General features: G+C 26.4%; 17 protein-coding genes. All 17 read right to left on the bottom strand.

What is annotated here, in order from left to right; genetic code table 11:
- Positions 1-398: 398 nt before the first annotated feature.
- The 17 genes from QZ321_RS01090 to QZ321_RS01010 all read right to left on the bottom strand — a co-directional run bounded on the left by QZ321_RS01090 (position 399) and on the right by QZ321_RS01010 (position 17,268).
- Positions 399-1,952, bottom strand: a complete 1,554-nt coding sequence (locus QZ321_RS01090) for a transposase (RefSeq protein ID WP_291750390.1) — start codon at positions 1,950-1,952, stop codon at positions 399-401.
- A gap of 340 nt (positions 1,953-2,292) precedes the next feature.
- Complete coding sequence (locus QZ321_RS01085) at positions 2,293-2,730, bottom strand: hypothetical protein (protein ID WP_291750392.1); 438 nt, start codon at positions 2,728-2,730, stop codon at positions 2,293-2,295.
- 278 nt (positions 2,731-3,008) lie between these two features.
- Positions 3,009-3,227: a hypothetical protein gene (locus QZ321_RS01080; protein ID WP_291750395.1), complete on the bottom strand. Its 219-nt coding sequence runs from the start codon at positions 3,225-3,227 to the stop codon at positions 3,009-3,011.
- A gap of 457 nt (positions 3,228-3,684) precedes the next feature.
- Positions 3,685-4,281: a hypothetical protein gene (locus QZ321_RS01075; protein ID WP_291743739.1), complete on the bottom strand. Its 597-nt coding sequence runs from the start codon at positions 4,279-4,281 to the stop codon at positions 3,685-3,687.
- A gap of 104 nt (positions 4,282-4,385) precedes the next feature.
- Positions 4,386-4,862 carry a hypothetical protein gene (locus QZ321_RS01070; RefSeq protein ID WP_294195985.1) on the bottom strand — a complete coding sequence of 159 codons (477 nt, stop codon included), beginning with the start codon at positions 4,860-4,862 and terminating at the stop codon, positions 4,386-4,388.
- Positions 4,863-4,910: 48 nt separating this feature from the next.
- The gene (locus QZ321_RS01065; protein ID WP_294195983.1) at positions 4,911-5,609 is read right to left on the bottom strand and encodes a hypothetical protein; all 699 of its coding nucleotides are present in this window, start codon (positions 5,607-5,609) and stop codon (positions 4,911-4,913) included.
- Between the two features lie 211 nt (positions 5,610-5,820).
- Complete coding sequence (gene spo0A, locus QZ321_RS01060; RefSeq protein WP_291741896.1) at positions 5,821-6,636, bottom strand: sporulation transcription factor Spo0A; 816 nt, start codon at positions 6,634-6,636, stop codon at positions 5,821-5,823.
- 313 nt (positions 6,637-6,949) lie between these two features.
- Complete coding sequence (gene spoIVB / locus QZ321_RS01055; protein ID WP_291749000.1) at positions 6,950-8,140, bottom strand: SpoIVB peptidase; 1,191 nt, start codon at positions 8,138-8,140, stop codon at positions 6,950-6,952.
- Between the two features lie 178 nt (positions 8,141-8,318).
- Positions 8,319-10,016 (bottom strand): DNA repair protein RecN, encoded by a 1,698-nt coding sequence (gene recN, locus QZ321_RS01050; protein WP_291748997.1) that lies wholly within the window; start codon positions 10,014-10,016, stop codon positions 8,319-8,321.
- Between the two features lie 22 nt (positions 10,017-10,038).
- On the bottom strand, positions 10,039-10,488 hold the full coding sequence (locus QZ321_RS01045) for an arginine repressor (protein WP_291741906.1): 450 nt from the start codon (positions 10,486-10,488) through the stop codon (positions 10,039-10,041).
- A gap of 83 nt (positions 10,489-10,571) precedes the next feature.
- Complete coding sequence (locus QZ321_RS01040) at positions 10,572-11,402, bottom strand: NAD(+)/NADH kinase (protein ID WP_291748996.1); 831 nt, start codon at positions 11,400-11,402, stop codon at positions 10,572-10,574.
- A gap of 42 nt (positions 11,403-11,444) precedes the next feature.
- Positions 11,445-12,254: a TlyA family RNA methyltransferase gene (locus QZ321_RS01035; RefSeq protein WP_291748993.1), complete on the bottom strand. Its 810-nt coding sequence runs from the start codon at positions 12,252-12,254 to the stop codon at positions 11,445-11,447.
- An 11-nt stretch (positions 12,255-12,265) separates the two neighbouring features.
- Entirely contained in the window at positions 12,266-14,125 is a 1,860-nt protein-coding gene (gene dxs / locus QZ321_RS01030; RefSeq protein ID WP_291748991.1) for a 1-deoxy-D-xylulose-5-phosphate synthase, read from the bottom strand.
- Positions 14,126-14,142: 17 nt separating this feature from the next.
- The gene (locus QZ321_RS01025; protein WP_291748986.1) at positions 14,143-15,012 is read right to left on the bottom strand and encodes a polyprenyl synthetase family protein; all 870 of its coding nucleotides are present in this window, start codon (positions 15,010-15,012) and stop codon (positions 14,143-14,145) included.
- Positions 15,002-15,217 (bottom strand): exodeoxyribonuclease VII small subunit, encoded by a 216-nt coding sequence (xseB, locus tag QZ321_RS01020; protein WP_291748983.1) that lies wholly within the window; start codon positions 15,215-15,217, stop codon positions 15,002-15,004. The genes QZ321_RS01025 and xseB overlap by 11 nt, the downstream gene beginning before the upstream one ends.
- Positions 15,195-16,430: an exodeoxyribonuclease VII large subunit gene (gene xseA / locus QZ321_RS01015; protein WP_291748979.1), complete on the bottom strand. Its 1,236-nt coding sequence runs from the start codon at positions 16,428-16,430 to the stop codon at positions 15,195-15,197. Before xseA ends, xseB begins: the two co-directional genes overlap by 23 nt.
- The gene (locus QZ321_RS01010) at positions 16,420-17,268 is read right to left on the bottom strand and encodes a tetrahydrofolate dehydrogenase/cyclohydrolase catalytic domain-containing protein (RefSeq protein ID WP_291748976.1); all 849 of its coding nucleotides are present in this window, start codon (positions 17,266-17,268) and stop codon (positions 16,420-16,422) included. The genes xseA and QZ321_RS01010 overlap by 11 nt, the downstream gene beginning before the upstream one ends.
- Positions 17,269-17,300: the final 32 nt, after the last annotated feature.

Here is a 17,300-nt window from a genome sequence, read left to right as displayed (position 1 = left end):
CTTTACACTTCAATATATCAAAGCTATAACCCGTTATATAATAAGTTTTACTATCACTATACTCCATTAATACTTTCTGTCTATCTATAAAATTAGAACTATATTTAATTTTAAAATTTAGTATAAACGTATTTAAATTCCTTATAGTGCCATTGTCGACCTCCTTATAATTTAACACTAAGATAGGTCGACAATAACACTATATTTTGTACCTTTAATATATTACAACTAAGCTCCGTAGAGCTTTTGAAGTGTCAAGACGGTTTTTAATAATGCCTTGAGTTAACCCTTCGCGAGTGTACTATTTCAACCTCACGTTATAGTCGCTAAATCGACTAAATTAAATATATCAGTTGTAAAATATATTTAATTTTATATTAATTCTAATTTAAATTTCTCTAGCTGTCAATTTCCTTTTGATTTTTCAACTTATAATATTGTGTATCTTCGATATTATTTACATATTTATCACTCATAGCTATATTCCTACTAGCATTATAGTCAGCATTTAGATTTCTTTTACATGCTTTACATATAAACTCTTCTTGCTTTTCTCTTTGTCCTTCCTCATAATGTTTACAAACACTACAAGTTTGAGATGTATGATATGGATCAACTTTTTTAACTTCTATTCCCACTTTTCTAGCCTTATATTCAATCATTTCCTGTAACTGATAATAGCTCCAATCAGCTAAAAGCTTATTTTTCTTAAAATTTTCTTCAGTTAAAAATTCAAGGTTAATTTGTGATGCCCCATTATTAATAGCAAATTTAACTATCTCTTTAGATAAATAATGATTATATGTAGTATTATAATTACTTTGCTTATTTTTTAAGGTTTCAAGTGACTTTAATTTTTTATCACGCCCTTTACCTGATTTAGCTTTGCTTATTTGCTTATTAATTCTTGTTCTTGTTGCTTTCATTTGAGCGTTTACTTTCATAAAACTTTCAAATGAACCAATTGCTTTTTTTACATAATGTTTATCATTTAACGAAACATATGCAGGTATCTTTATTCCTAAATCCACACCAACTACTCTGCCTTTTACTAATCCTGTCTCTTTTTCAGTTTTTACAGCTAATACTAAGATTAAAATTAATTTATTATCTTTTAAAGATATTGAGCTATCACAAATTTTATAATCCTTTAGTGGATTATCTTTAATTTTTTCTTTGCCATTTTCATTAACATCATCTTTTATCTCATTAGGTATTGATTGAAAATTAACTACATTATTTAAAGTATATATAAGTTCATCTCTATCTTTATCATTTCTACCTAATACCACTTTAAATTTTATCCCTTTTATCCACTTAATAAAAAACTCATCATTGTCCTTATAAAAGGTTAAGTCTCTTCCCCTAACCATTAAAGGAAAATCCCTCTTGTAATTAGTAAGGCTTCTATCACCTCTTGCTAATCCATTTTCCAATATTGTTTTAAAATCAGCCTTAACCCTTTTAGTTACTAATGACATATTATCCTTATTACTAAAATTAACTTGTGCTTGAAGCACAGTATATAATTCATCTATATACTTCTTTTTAAATTCTTTATCTTCTAATATTCTTGAATTCCTTTTGTTGTAAAACTCTTCTTTTAATTTTGCTTTATCATTTTTGTATTCTTCAATCTTATTATTTATTTTTTCAATTTTATTTTTATTTATATTCCTAGCACTTTTAGACTTTTGTAGCTCATCATTCGCTTTTTTTATATTATTATCTACTTTAGTCAACTGATTAACAAGCTTATGCTCAGCACCAGAGCCAACCCCTTCAAGTTGATTATGTGTATATAATAAAGACATCCCTAAATTTAATGCTCTATATTGTTGATATTGCTCATTTCTAATAAATCTATATATTTCATTCCTCCTAGCCGAATCTTCTTCTATAACAACTATTTTTAACTTTCTTGTTAATATATTATTAATTTTGCTATCCATAATATCCCTCTTTCAAATAATATTATTAATAATATCATATATGGCTATTATTTACATCAATATAGCTAAAAAATTTTTTATATTTCTAAGATAATTATTAATAGTTGTTGCTGAAATTTCTTATCCTAAATCCTTTCTATTATCAATCTTGTTTCTGATTAAATATTCTTCATTAGCAATGAAAGTTGATTTGTAGTCATATTACCATTATAACTAATAGTTAGAGTTGTCTTTTCTTCTTCATCAACTTTACTATTACTATTTGTAATAGTAAATTTTTATCTATTATCTTAAAAAATAGGGATAAAAATTATTTACCCCCATTAGTTTATATAAAATATTAACTTATTTTTTCCATGACTTCCTCTTTATTTATCTCTTTATAAAAAGTAACTTCTACGTTATTTTTATTTATAGATTTTGCTATGCACTTTATAAACAATTCTCTATTTTCCTTGGAATTATTCATATCTACTGATATTGTAATAACACCTTCTGTATCTGGATTAAAAATCTCAAAAACTTCTTTTCCATTCTCTTTTTCTTTTTTTAGTCTTATAGCAATCATTTGCTCATCATTTGTAACTAAAGAGTTTATTTGTTCATTTATACTATCCTCCCACTCTTTACTAAACTTTACATTAAGCAATTCGTTAGAGTTGCTAAAAAAAACAAACTCTGGATAGCAATAAAAATCGTCATCTATTTCTATTATTTCTAACTTCTCCAATTTCTTTTTAAAGTTTCTTTCTTTTAATAATTTTATAATGTTTCTCATATGTAAATCCCCCATATATTTTATATTTTGTTTTATAATTACATAATATCATTTATTATTAAGATTATCCATACTATAGCCATAAAACTACCACAGGTTTTGAATATACTATACCCACCTATTAAGAAGTAATATTTTAAAACTCCTATAAGAGTACTAATATTACGAACCTTTTCTTATATATAGGAAAGACACTAGAAAAAATTTTTCCTAGTGTCTAAAATAATACTTACAAAATAATGGCTATAAGTTTTTAATATAAAAATAAATTCACACTTTTATTTAATAACTCTAAGCTGATAATTCTTTATTTTTAATTCTTCTATCTCTTTTAAAAGCCCATTTCTTTCATTAGAAAGATGTATAATAGTTTCTTTATTACTTTTAATTTCCTTTTCCTGCTCCTTTATTAAATTTCTTAGGTAATCTATCTCCATTTGCAGATTTAAATTATCGTCATTTTTTATTTTTAATTCTTCATCTTTTCTCTTAAACATAATTATATTTCCTTTAATATTTTTTCAAAATACTAGAAAACTCTACTTTTTTTGCATAATAAAACTCCTCCTAATCTACATAAGCAAAACAAAAAAATGTAAATTAAAAGGAGAAAATTTATAAAAAAATTATTGACTTATAAATTAAATATATGTATAATCAAATTATAATTTTATTTTAAAAAAAGTTCTTTGGTCAATTAAATTGATTAAGAATTTTTTAAAATCCTTTTTTAATTTATTTTTTTTTTGGGTGAACTTCAAATGGTTGTCTGAGTGTGGTGATTCAAAACGAACCTTTGAAGTTCTTTTGCTATATGTAATTTTTTTCTTTGTCTTTATTTTAATACCAAAATGTATAATTATCAACATATTTTTTATTTTTTATACTTTTTATTTTTATGCACCACATTAAATATAATGTGCACCTTTTATATTTTTTAAACAAAAAGTTTAATTACTTCTCTAAATTAGCATTTAATTCTCTTAGAATTAATAGCAAATTATCTTTTCTTATACTCATACCATGTTCTTTTAAAAATTCTGTTGCTTTAGGAATTGACCAATGTTTATTTTCATTTTTTAACAGTTCATAAACACCTGAAACCTTTAAAGAACTTTGTGTCATTTTTTTCCCAGTATAGTTAGAAATAGCTAATATTCTTTGTCTTAATCCTATTTCTTTTAATGGTATAAGACCGTTGTTGTTTAATTTAGTAGGTTTTGATTTTATTATATAGGGGCTGCTAGAGTTTAAAATATAATCTTCGTTTGTCCTTCCTTGATTGCCCATTTTAATATAAATTTTTTGTTCAATAGCTTCTTTTGTTACTCTTTTTAATAACTCATCCATTTTTATTACTCTTCCGTCTGGAAGATTTATAGTTTCTTTTTCAAAATCTACACAATCAGCTTTAAGATTTAATAATTGCTCCTTGTAGTTGGAGCTACCATTCAAGCCATAGTAAAAACCTGCTATAATAAATTTGTCAATTCCATTTTCAAGTTTATTTATTATCTCTTCTAGTTCTTTTTTTGTAATTATATCCTTCATTATGTTCACCTCTGATTTTTATAATATCATCTATCTATGAAAATTTCAAAAAAAAAGAAAAAAGACTAGAAAAACTAATCTTTTTCTTTTTTAAAACTTAATTATTAGCACTTCTGTGCGAAGTATTCATCTAGCATTTTAAAGTCATACAAAACTATGAATGTAATTGTTACGTTTTTATCTCTGTGAAAATAAGCAATCATATTAACCAAGTCATTTCTATCAGGTTCTAGTAATTCGCTATTGATGTAAAATTTGCAAATTTCACAGTCATTAACTGTGTTTTCATAACTATCTTGCTCTAAAACACTTGCTTGAATCACTTTTGTTCCATCGTCTAACATATCTTTAAAAAATAGGTATATATTCTCATTATTTCTTATTTGCATCTTTTTTATAGAATCTATTAACTCAGAATCTTTATACATTTCATTTTTCTTGAAACTAATATTAATTCCATTTGCTTCAGCTTTATTAGCTGGAATATAATAATGGTCTTCCCTAGTTTTAATAACTCCAAGTTCCTTTATAGCTCTTTTTTCTATTCTTCTTTTATATCTTCTCTTTGAATCAAATAACATTTTTTTACACTCTCCATTAACTAATAACATTATCACAATTTCAATATCTTAATTTAGTTTTTCTGAAATTTCTTTAACTAAGCATATATCCACATCTAAAATACTGGCAATCTTTTCAGCATCCATACCGCTTAATAATAGTTTTTCTATAGCACTTTTTATGCCCTTCTCAATTCCCTTTTCTATTCCTCTTTTTTCAACTTCAGGATCATATAATGTTTTTGTCATTTTATTCACCTCATTTTCTATATTTTCATCTTTCATATAATTTCTATTTAAGTATTCTATTAGGTTTTGTATTGCTAATAGCATTTTATGAAAATCTTCACCTAATATTTCATCTTCTTCAAATAACTTTGCTGATTCTTTTGCTAATTTTTCTGCAAGATTTTTAGCTTTTTTTGATAATTCTTTTATCTTCTTTAAGTCATTTTTATTGTGAGCTTTTTCCAATTCTTTTCTTAAATTAAATAATTGAAGTGGCATCAAAGGAAACATCTTTTTCTCTTTGAGTTCCTCATTTGTGTATTCCCAGTATTTAATCACATCTATAGTATAGATTATTTTTTGCTCATCTGGAAAGACTATTTTTAATTTTAATTGATTTTCAATGTTTTTATTTTCTTCAAAGAATATTACTTTTTGCTTTGGAAAATATATTGTTTTTATTTCTTCTTTAAACTTCTTTGAATTTTTTAATTGTTCTTTTCCCTTTTTAAAGCCATATTCAAACATCCTAACAATCATTGTGTTATCATTCTTTGTTTGAAATTCTATACAGAAATAAAAAAACACTCCTAGCAGTTTGGAAATTACCCAACCGATAGAAAGTGTCTCTCTACTTTATTTAATATTTATTTATTAGCATCAAATATACTTTGTTGCTATAAACCAACATAAATTTGACTTTTTTCAAATTATTTGTTTAACAGCTATTTTATTGACTTTGTATAGCTATTTAGCTCACTTTATTTTTAAGTCTTAGCTTATCTGCAATGATTGCAATAAATTCACTATTTGTTGGCTTACCTTTATCATTATGAACAGTATAACCAAATAATTTGTTTATTGCCTCAATTTGTCCTCTTCCCCATGCAACTTCAATAGCATGTCTAATTGCTCTTTCAACTCTTGAAGCAGTTGTATTATATTTCTTAGCAATTGAAGGATATAATTCCTTAGTTACAGCTGATAATAATTCCATATCATTAACAACCATTGTAATAGCCTCTCTTAAATACATATACCCTTTAATGTGTGCAGGCACACCAATCTCATGAATTATGTTTGTAATTTCAGTTTCTAAGTCGATAGGACCTCTATTATTAGTGCTTATTATTTCACTTGTCATTGCAACTTGCTTTTTAACAGGTTCATTTTCAAGTGAGATTGTATCATTAAACATATCTCTTATACGTTTAGTGAAAATATCCATATCAAATGGTTTTACTACGTAATAATCAGCTCCTAAAGTTATAGCTCTTTGTGTTATTTTATCTTGTCCAACTGCTGATAAAACAACTATTCTTGGGAATTTTTCTAAATTCATTGAATTTAATCTTTCTAAAACTCCTAATCCATCTAAATGAGGCATAATTATATCTAAAACAACTAAATCTGGTTGTCTTTCCTCAATTAATGTTAAAGCCTCTCTACCATCTTTTGCAATTCCTGTTACTACAATATCTCTTTGATTTAAAAGATAATCATTTAAAATACTGCAAAATTCTTTGTTATCGTCTGCAATAATTACTGAAATTTTTTTTCCGTCCATGTTTTCTCTCCCTTTCTTACCCATATAAATATACTATTTGGAAATTTCAAAGTTTTATTTATAACATAACCTATTTAACTTTATTAAATATTATATTTAAATTAAGTTATATTTAGTTCTTTTTTAACTCCATCAAGTATATTATAACATAAAATTTAAAATAATAATAGTTTATTTTACATTATTTTGAAATTTTTTTAGAAAAAAGTTCAAAAATTTTATATTTAGTAATATATAAATTTAAAAGCAACAAGATATAGCATTTTATTTTTATTATTTAACTATATCCTGTTGATAATTTTCTAAATTAATTTTAATCTATTATGCCTGCTTCTTCAAGCATCCATTCAATATATATTCCATATCCAATATCCGGCTTATTAATCAAAACATGAGTTACGGCTCCCACAATTTTGTTATTTTGAATAATTGGACTTCCACTCATTCCTTGAACAATTCCACCTGTCTTATTTAAGAGTTCTTCATCTGTAACTCTAATTACCATACTTTTAGGACCACATTTATCTTGTTGGAGTAATTTAACAATTTCTATACTATATTCCTTTGGCCCCTCTTCTCCAACTGTACTAATTATAGTAGCTGGACCTTCCACAACTTCATTTCTAAAACCAACTGACATAGGTTCGTTAAATCTTGGATTAACTAATTCTTTATTAGTACTTCCAAATATTCCAGATGATGAATTACTCTTGATTGTTCCAATAGAACTTTTTTCATTTACAAATAACCCTCTAAGTTCTCCTGGAATTCCCTTTTCACCTTTACGGACACTTAATATTGATGCTGACAATAAATCTCCATTTTTAATTGTAAATGTAGTGTTTGTATCTCCATCTGTAATAGGATGACCTAAAGCACCAAAAGTATTAGTCCCCTCATGATAAAAAGTTAAAGTTCCTATACCTGCTGTTGAATCTCTTACCCATAAACCTAGTTTATAACTTTCTCCTTCTTTTATAAGTTCCACATCTTTGTTAAACTTACATCCTTGACGTATAAATTCTATATTTACTACATCTGTTGTATTTTCTTTTATTAAATATCCTAAATCTTTTGCACCTTCGATTTCTTTACCATTTACTTTTATTAATACGTCTCCTAATTGTAATCCGGCTGATTTTGCTGGACTACCTTCAGTCCCTCCTCTAGTTTCCACATCTGAAAAGCCAACTACTAATACACCGTCTGTAGATAGCTTTATTCCAACACTTGTTCCTCCTGGATATAATTTTATATCTTCTAACTTTTGTACTGCCACTGATTTAATAGGTATTAATCCTAAAAAATCAATGTTAATTTTATCTTTTGATAGTTTTGCAGTATTAAATACACCTTGACTATACATAGACATATCTGCTACTTCTGTACTATCATTAACATATATTTTTTCTGGCATTCTTAAAACACTGAAATATGCTATTAATGCCAAAATAGCTATTGGAGCAGTAATTATACTAAAATACTTTAATATTTTTTTTAACATTTTATCTCCTCCTTGCTTTATGACATTAATTTTCCCCATATAAGCTTTTATATGCTTGATTAAGATTGCTAAGTTAGTTAAAAATTTATAAGTTAATAAATTTTGTATAAAAAAAATAAAACCATGCTAATTTACCATGATTTTATTTTTACCCTATTAATAGACCTTATGTATATTTTTATAAAATATTTTTAATTTCTTGCTTTTTTAATTCAGCAAACTTAACCATTTCAGAAGCATTTTCTATAGCTACTTCACTTATTTCATCTCCGCCAATCATTTTAGCAATTTCTCTAATTTTATCTTTTCTTTCTAACATTTTTATACTTGTAAATGTCTTTCCTTCTAAAACATTCTTAGAAACGAAATAATGATTATCTGAAAGAGCTGCAATTTGTGGCAAATGAGTTATACATAATACTTGGTGTTTTAAAGAAACCTCATACATTTTTTCTCCAACTCTTTTTCCAATAGCTCCACTAATTCCAGTATCTATTTCATCAAAAATAAGAGTTGGTATTTTATCTTTATCTACAAATACACATTTTAAAGCAAGCATTATTCTTGATAGCTCACCACCTGATAATACTTTTTCTAGCGGCTTTAAAGGTTCACCGGGATTTGCTGATACTAAAAATTGTACTTCATCATATCCTCTTAAATTCATTTCATCAGTTAAATTAACTTCAATTTTTATTATAGCTTTTTCAAGTCCAACATAGGATAATTCCTTTTTAATATTTACTTCTAGTATTTTAGATGCTTCTACTCTTAAATCATGAAGCTTTTTCCCTATATTCTTCATTTTTTGTTCAATGATAATAATATTTTCTTTTAACTCATCTATTATTTTTTCTGCATTTACTAGTTCATTATATTTACTTTTTAAATTCTTTAAATTATCTAATATTTCTTGTATTGAATTTCCATACTTTTTCTTATATAAACTTATAGTATAAATTCTTTCATTTATTTGTGCTAATCTATCTTCATCATATTGAATTTCGCTACCTATATCACGTATTTCTCTTGTTACTTCTTCTAAGTTATAAAAAGCTTCTTCTATTTGAACTTTTTTCTCTTTTATTAATTCAGAGTGATTTTCAATTAATGATAATTCATAAATAACCTTTGACAAGCCATCTAATACAGAAATACCTTCACTTGATGAATTTAAATATCCATAAGATTTTACTAAACTAGTTGATATTTTTTCTGCATTTGATAACATATTAAACTCATCTTTTAAATCTTCCTCTTCATTAACTTTTAAATTTGCCTTTTCTATATCTTCAATTTGAAATTTAATATAATCAGCTAATTTTTCTCCATTTTCTTTTTCCGTTAAAGCATTTATCTTATTAATATTTTCTATATAATCATTTCTTAAAATTTCATAATTTTTAAGTAATTCCTTTATTTTATCATAATAAAATTCATCTATATATAAAATATGAGTACCTTTATTTAATAAATTTTGATTTTGATGCTGACCATGAATATCTAATAGCTTTTCTCTTATTTTCTTTAATTGTGATAATATAACACTTCTATTATTCACCTTTATTAAACTTTTACCGTTTAATGTAGTTTCTCTACGTATTATTAACATTTCATCTTTTTCTATACCAAGCTCTTCTAAAACATCATAAATTTCATTATTTTCAATAGAAAATATAGCCTCTACCATTGTCTTATCTTCACCGTATCTTATTTGATCTTTAGAAAACTTTCCACCTAATACATAATCTATTGTATCTATAAGTATCGATTTACCTGCACCAGTTTCTCCTGATAATATATTAAATCCTGCTCCAAATTCAACTGATAACTCTTGAATCAAAGCAAAATTTTTAATATTCAATTCAATTAGCATTATACCCCACCTTTATACCCATTTAAAAAATCATCTTTCTAACTTTAGAAATTAATTCTAAAGCTTTTTCATCAGTTCTAACTAACACAAAAATAGTATTATCTCCTGCTATTGTTCCTGCAACATCATTTGAATATAAAGTGTCTATTGCTTCTGCAGCAGCTGATGCAGCACCTGTTAATGTTTTTATAACAACAAATTTATCAACTTTTTCTACATCTATTGCAGCATTTTTTAATATGCTATAAAGCTTATCGTTTATATCGCGTTCTTCTTTTACAGGAGATATGTACTTATATTTTCCAGATTCATTTTGAACCTTTACTAATTTTAATAATTTAATATCTCTTGATACTGTTGCTTGAGTTACATCATATCCTGAATACTTAAGAGATTCTGCCAATTCTTCTTGTGTTTCTATATCATTGTTATTAATAATCTCTAGTATTTTATTATGTCTTTTTGATTTCATCTTTACTCACCTTCTCTATTTGCTGATAAAGCTTATTATAAAAATAAAATTTGCTCTTTTTATATTTACTTATAAAAACCTTTTTAATTATCTAATATCTTTTTTCTTAACACATCAAAGTAATCATAATTATCAAATAATAAAATCTTTGCAACATCTTTAGCTTTTCTTACTATTATTGATGTATTATCTTTAATTTTTCTAGCTTCTTGACCATCAAACGTTAAATAAATTTCTCCATTATAATTTTCAGCCTTAATTAAGATTTCACTACTACTTTTTAATACAATTGGTTGCATTCCCCTAGTATGAGGACAAATAGGTGTTAATGTTATTACCCCTACATCAGGATATACAAATGGCCCTCCTGCTGAAAATGAATATGCTGTAGAGCCTGTAGGTGTTGAAACTATCACACCATCGCCTTTAAATGTATAATATAGTTTTTTATCTATATATACTTCAAATTTAGCCATTCTAGATAATGTTCCTCTTGCTATTACAACATCATTTAAAGCCTTACTATTTAAATTTTCATTTTCATCATTACTTTTACACTCTAAAAGTATTCTATTTTGTATAATGTACTGTCCATTTTTTATTTTATTTAAAGCTTCACCTAAATCTTGTATTTCTATACTAGATAAAAAACCCAAGTTTCCTATATTTACTCCTAAAATAGGAACATCATATTTTCCATTAATATCTCTAGCTATACCAAGTAAAGTTCCATCTCCCCCTAAAACTATAAGTAAATCGATAGGATAATAAAAGTTATACTTACTCATTTCATAGCTATTAAGTATTATTATTTCAGGATTTTTAAATATATTTGTAATTTTTTCAATAACTAAAGATAATATTTTTCCTTCAGTATCTTTTGAGGGATTTAATGCTATTACAATATTTTTCATATTAACTCCATTTACTGTACTTAATATATCTATAGCCAGCTTTTAAAGCTGGCTATGAGATTCATTTACGATATCTTCAATTTGACTTAACTCAAAATTACCTTCTTTTTCTTTATCTTTAGTAAAGTAAACAAGATATTCTCTATTTCCTTCTGGTCCTTTAATTGGTGAATAGCTTAGTCCTAAGACATTTAATTCATTTTCCATTAAGAAGTTTATTATAGTATTTATAACTTCTAAATGTACTTCCTTATCTCTTACAACACCTTTTTTACCAACTTTATCTCTTCCAGCTTCAAACTGCGGCTTTATTAATGCTACAACTTCTCCCTTTTCCCCTAATAATGCTTTTACAGCTGGCATTATTGTTCTTAAAGAAATAAATGATACATCTATAGAAGCAAAATCTAAAGCTACTCCAATATCCTCAGGAGTTACGTATCTAATGTTTGTTTTTTCCATGCAAACAACTCTCTCATCAGTTCTAAGCTTCCAAGCAAACTGTCCATATCCTACATCTACCGCAAATACTTTAGATGCATTATTTTGAAGCATACAATCTGTAAATCCTCCAGTTGATGCACCTATATCCATGCATACTTTATTTGTAAGATCAATTCCAAAAGTATTCATTGCTTTTTCTAATTTTAAGCCTCCACGACTTACATATTTAAGCTTTTCTCCCTTAAATATTATTTCAGAATCAACTTTCACTTTTTCCCCAGCTTTATCTATTCTTTGGCCATCAACAAATATTAGTCCGGCCATAATATTAGTTTTTGCTTTTTCTCTTGATTCACATATTCCTTTTTCAACTAATAATATATCTAATCTTTCTTTCTTCGATGCCATATTATTCTCCTTTATTTTAAAATGTTTATGACACATTTTTCTATAGATTCTGCATCAAGCCCTGCATCTTTATATAATAAATTAACATCTCCATGTGGAACAAACATATTATCAAATCCTAAAGCCTTAAATTTTCCCTTAAACTTAAGTTTATTTAATTCCATTAAAACATAACTTCCAAATCCACCATTTAAAACATTATCTTCAATAGTTATAATATTATACTCATCATTAACTAATTCTTTTAACATTTCACTATCTATAGGCTTTACAAATGTTGCTCCTACAATCATTGGATTAATTCTACTTTTGATTAATAATTTCTTTGCCATAATTGCATGTTGTACCATTTTCCCTACTGCTATTATAGCAATCTTTTCTCCATTACTTATCTTTTCCCATTTTCCATATTTTATATCTCTAAGAGGATATATATCATTACAACAATCGGAACCTCTTGGATATCTTATTGCAACTGGACCATTATATTTTATAGCCCATTTTAACATTAATGATAGCTCTTCTAAATGCTTTGGAGCTAAAACTACCATATTAGGTATTGCAGATAAATAAGATAAATCAAAAACCCCTTGATGAGTTTCTCCATCATCTCCAACAATTCCTGCTCTATCTATTGCAAAAACCACAGGTAAATTTTGAATACATACATCATGAATAATTTGATCAAAAGCTCTTTGCAAGAAAGTTGAATAAACAGCAAAAACTGGCCTTAAACCAGCACTTGCCATTCCTGCTGCAAGTGTTGTTGCATGTTCTTCTGCTATTCCTACATCAAAAAATCTATTACTATATTTTTGTGCAAAATCCTTTAAACCTGTTCCATCTGGCATAGCTGCAGTAATTGCAACTATATTATTGTTTTCCTTTGCTAATTGTAGCATAGTATCTCCAAACACCTTAGAATATGTTTTCTTTGCAGGTATATAACTTTCCCCACTTTCTAAATCAAATGGTGATACTCCATGAAACTTATTTGGATTTTTTTCTGCAAAATCACAGCCCTTTCCCTTTTGAGTTACTGTATGGACTATTACTGGTCCATTAATTTCTTTAGCCTTACTAAATACCTCATTCATTAATTCAATATCATGTCCATCAATAGGTCCAATATATTTAATACCCATATTTTCAAATAACATAGATGGAACTACTAAATGTTTTAAACTATCTTTTACTCTGTGTAAGTATTGAACTACTGTTTTACCAGTATGGCTATTGTTTAAAGTAGAATTTATATCCTCTTTTAATTTATTATAACTATGATCTAATCTTAATTTATTTAAATGATTTGATAATCCTCCAACATTTTTTGAAATTGACATTTGATTATCATTTAAAACTATAATCATATTAGTTTTATTAAATCCAACATCATTTAATGCTTCTAATGCCATTCCTCCAGTTAGGGCTCCATCGCCTATTACTGCAACCACATTATAATTTTCATGCTTAATATCTCTAGCTCTAGCTATACCTAAAGCTGCTGATATTGATGTACTACTATGACCCGTACCAAAAGCATCATATTTACTTTCAGTTATCTTAGGAAATCCACATAAACCATCATATTTTCTTAATGTATCAAATTTATCTTTTCGTCCTGTTAGTATTTTATGAACATAACTTTGATGTCCAACATCCCATACTATCTTATCTTTTTCAAAATTAAATGTTTTATATAAACTAAGTGTCAGCTCAACTACACCTAAATTTGAAGATAGATGCCCTCCAGTTTTTGATAATTGTTCTATTAAAAATTCTCTTATTTCATCACTAAGCTTATAAAGTTCCTTATTAGTCAAAGTTTTTATATCTCGTGGATAATTTATATCCTCTAATAATTTTGACATATTTATCATTCCTTTGTTTAGTTTTCTCTGTCTAAAAGCTCTTTTGTTAAAATTTTCAAATCTCTAGTATCTACAGATAAACTGTCTAATATATCAATGCTATCTTTTGTTAGGTTTTCACACTCTTTAATGCAATATTCTAAACCATGCATTGTAATAAAGTTAGTTTTATTGCTTTCTTCATCACTTAATACATTTTTGCCTAATTTTTCTGTACTTCCTATTACATCTAAAATATCATCTTTTATTTGGAATGCCAAACCTAAATTTTCACCAAACTTTTCTAACGCTTTAATATCATCTTCTGGTGCATTTCCAAGTATAGCTCCTGCTAATATTGAAACTTTAATTAGTTCCCCCGTCTTTTTTATATGCATATATCTAAGTTCATCTTCAGTTATTTTTTTACCTTCATTTATAATATCTACTACCTGACCACCTATCATTCCTTCAGGGCCTGATGCTAATGCAACCTTTTCTGAAGCTATTAATGCTCTTTTACCATTTTTTAAAGAAAATTTCATCATTAAATTCATTGCTTCATTTAAAAGTGTATCTCCTGCAAGTACAGCTATATTCTCTCCATACACCTTATGATTAGTCGGCTTTCCTCTTCTTAAATCATCATCATCCATACAAGGTAAATCATCATGTATTAAAGAGTAAGTATGAATCATTTCAATAGCCGATGCAAACTCTAATACCGATCTCCAATTTTCTTCATACATACTATATGTTAAAAGCATTAATATTGGTCTTATTCTCTTTCCCCCGATGTTAACACTATAGCTTACTGAATCATAAATAACCTTATTATAAGTTCCTTTATTACTAAAGTAATTTTTTAAAAATTCATTTATTTCCATCTTAATTTCATTAAACTTCATTTTCTTTCACCACTTCAGTACTTTCCTTAATTGTTAAAAACTTTCCCTCTAAGGCATCTAAGGTTTTATATAATTTATTAACAATTTTACTTCCCTTTTCATATTCTTTCATAGCATCTTCTAAATTTAATTCTTCATTTTCTAACTTAGATAATATACTCTCTAAATTATTTAACATATCATTATAGCTTTCTTTCTTTGCCATAACAAAATCCCCCTCTTTCTACTTGAGTAAAACTTCCTTTTACGTACCCATCTTCCATAGAAATTTTTATTTCAGTAATCTCTTTAAATTCTTCTTTACTTTTTATAATCTTACCTTCATTATTTTCTATTATAGCATAACCCTTTCCTAAAATATTTAATGGATTATGTGCATTTAATATATTGTTTAATGAAAATATCTTTTCTTTATTATTTTTTATTTTATATTCTATTATTTTTTCAATCTTTTCTTTTATATTATCAATTTCTAAATAAGAATTTATAATTTTATTATTTGGAGAATTTAAGTTTAATATTTTTTCTAAATTTTTAACTCTTTGTTTTTCTTCTTTAAATCTATCACTTACTATAATATTTAACCTTTTTTCATAATAACTAACTTCATTATACTGACTTTCTTCTAATGGAACTGCTATCTCAGCAGCTTGAGATGGTGTAGCAGCCCTACAATCTGAAACAAAATCAGATATAGTAAAGTCTATTTCATGTCCTACAGCTGATATAATAGGTATTTCTGATTTAAAAATAGAATATGCTAATAATTCTTCATTGAAGTTCCATAATTCCTCCATAGAACCTCCACCTCTACCTATTATAATAACATCTACACTTTTCTTTTTATTAAAATACTCTATTCCCTTAATTATTGTTTTGTATGCTCCATCACCTTGAACTATGGCAGGATAAAGAATAATATCTACTTTTGTGTTTCTTCTTCTTATAACATTAATTATATCTTGTATTGCAGCACCAGTTTCTGATGTAACTACACCTACCCCATAAGGATTTTTAGGAAGGGGCTTTTTAAACTCTTCGTTAAAATACCCCTCCCTACTTAATTTTTCTTTTAATTTTTCAAATTTTATATGAAGCTCTCCAAGTCCTTCTTGTGATATATTATCACAATATATCTGAAAAGTTCCATTAACTGAATAAACAGATGCTCTTCCAGATACAATTACAGACATTCCCTCTTTTAATATAATATCTAATTCCAAGCTTTTGTTTTTAAACATAATACAATTAATCTTACTATTATCATCTTTTAATGAAAAATAAACATGACCACTTGAATGATATTTTAAATTTGAAATTTCACCTCTTACAGAAAGGTTATTTAATATAAAATCATTATCTAATATTTTTTTTATATAATTATTGACTTCTGATACTGTCAAGGTTTTAATTTTCATTCTTTTCTAAAGCCTCACATACATTCTTCATTAAAAGTGTTGTTGTAATAGCTCCAACCCCTCCTGGAACTGGTGTAACAAAAGATGCCTTATTTATAACTTTGTCAAAGTCAACATCTCCTGTAATCTTTCCTTCTACAGAATTAGTTCCAACATCAATAACTATTGCATTTTCTTTTATATAACTGCCATCTATAAATTTAGCCCTTCCTATAGCAACAATTAAAATATCTGCCCTTTTACATACTTCCTTTAAATTTTTAGTTTTAGAATGGCATAATGTAACGGTACAATTTTCTTTAAGCATTAATGCAGCAGCTGGTTTCCCCACTATATTGCTTCTTCCAACCACAACTACTTCCATTCCTTCTAAATTTATATTTAAACTTTTTAATATTGTTAATACAGATTTAGGCGTACATGGCAAGAAGTTTTCTTCTCCCATATATAATTTTCCTTGATTAATAAAAGTTAAACAATCAATATCTTTTTCTGGAGATATTGATGATATTATTTTCTTTTCATCTATATTTTTAGGTAATGGTAATTGAAGTATTATTCCATTTATTCTGTCATCATTATTTAACTTTTTTATCTTTTCAATTAATTCATTTTCCGTTATATTATCGTCTAAATGAATTTTTTCAAATTCTAATCCTAACGAAGTTGCTACCTTTTCTTGATTATTTAAATAAAACAATGATCCGCCATCATTACCAACTAATATAGATGCAACTTTAGGTATACTTTTATTATTAAGTTTTCTGTTTTTAACAAAATCTTTTATATTATTTTTAACTTCTAATGCTATAGCTTTACCATCTATTTTATTACCCATTTTTATGCCCCCTCTAACTCTAAAATACTCCT

Source organism: uncultured Clostridium sp., assembly GCF_910588715.1.
In the GTDB taxonomy this organism is placed as follows: domain Bacteria; phylum Bacillota; class Clostridia; order Clostridiales; family Clostridiaceae; genus Clostridium.
Note: the sequence above shows the minus strand (reverse complement) of the source record. Positions and strands in the feature narration are given on the sequence as shown.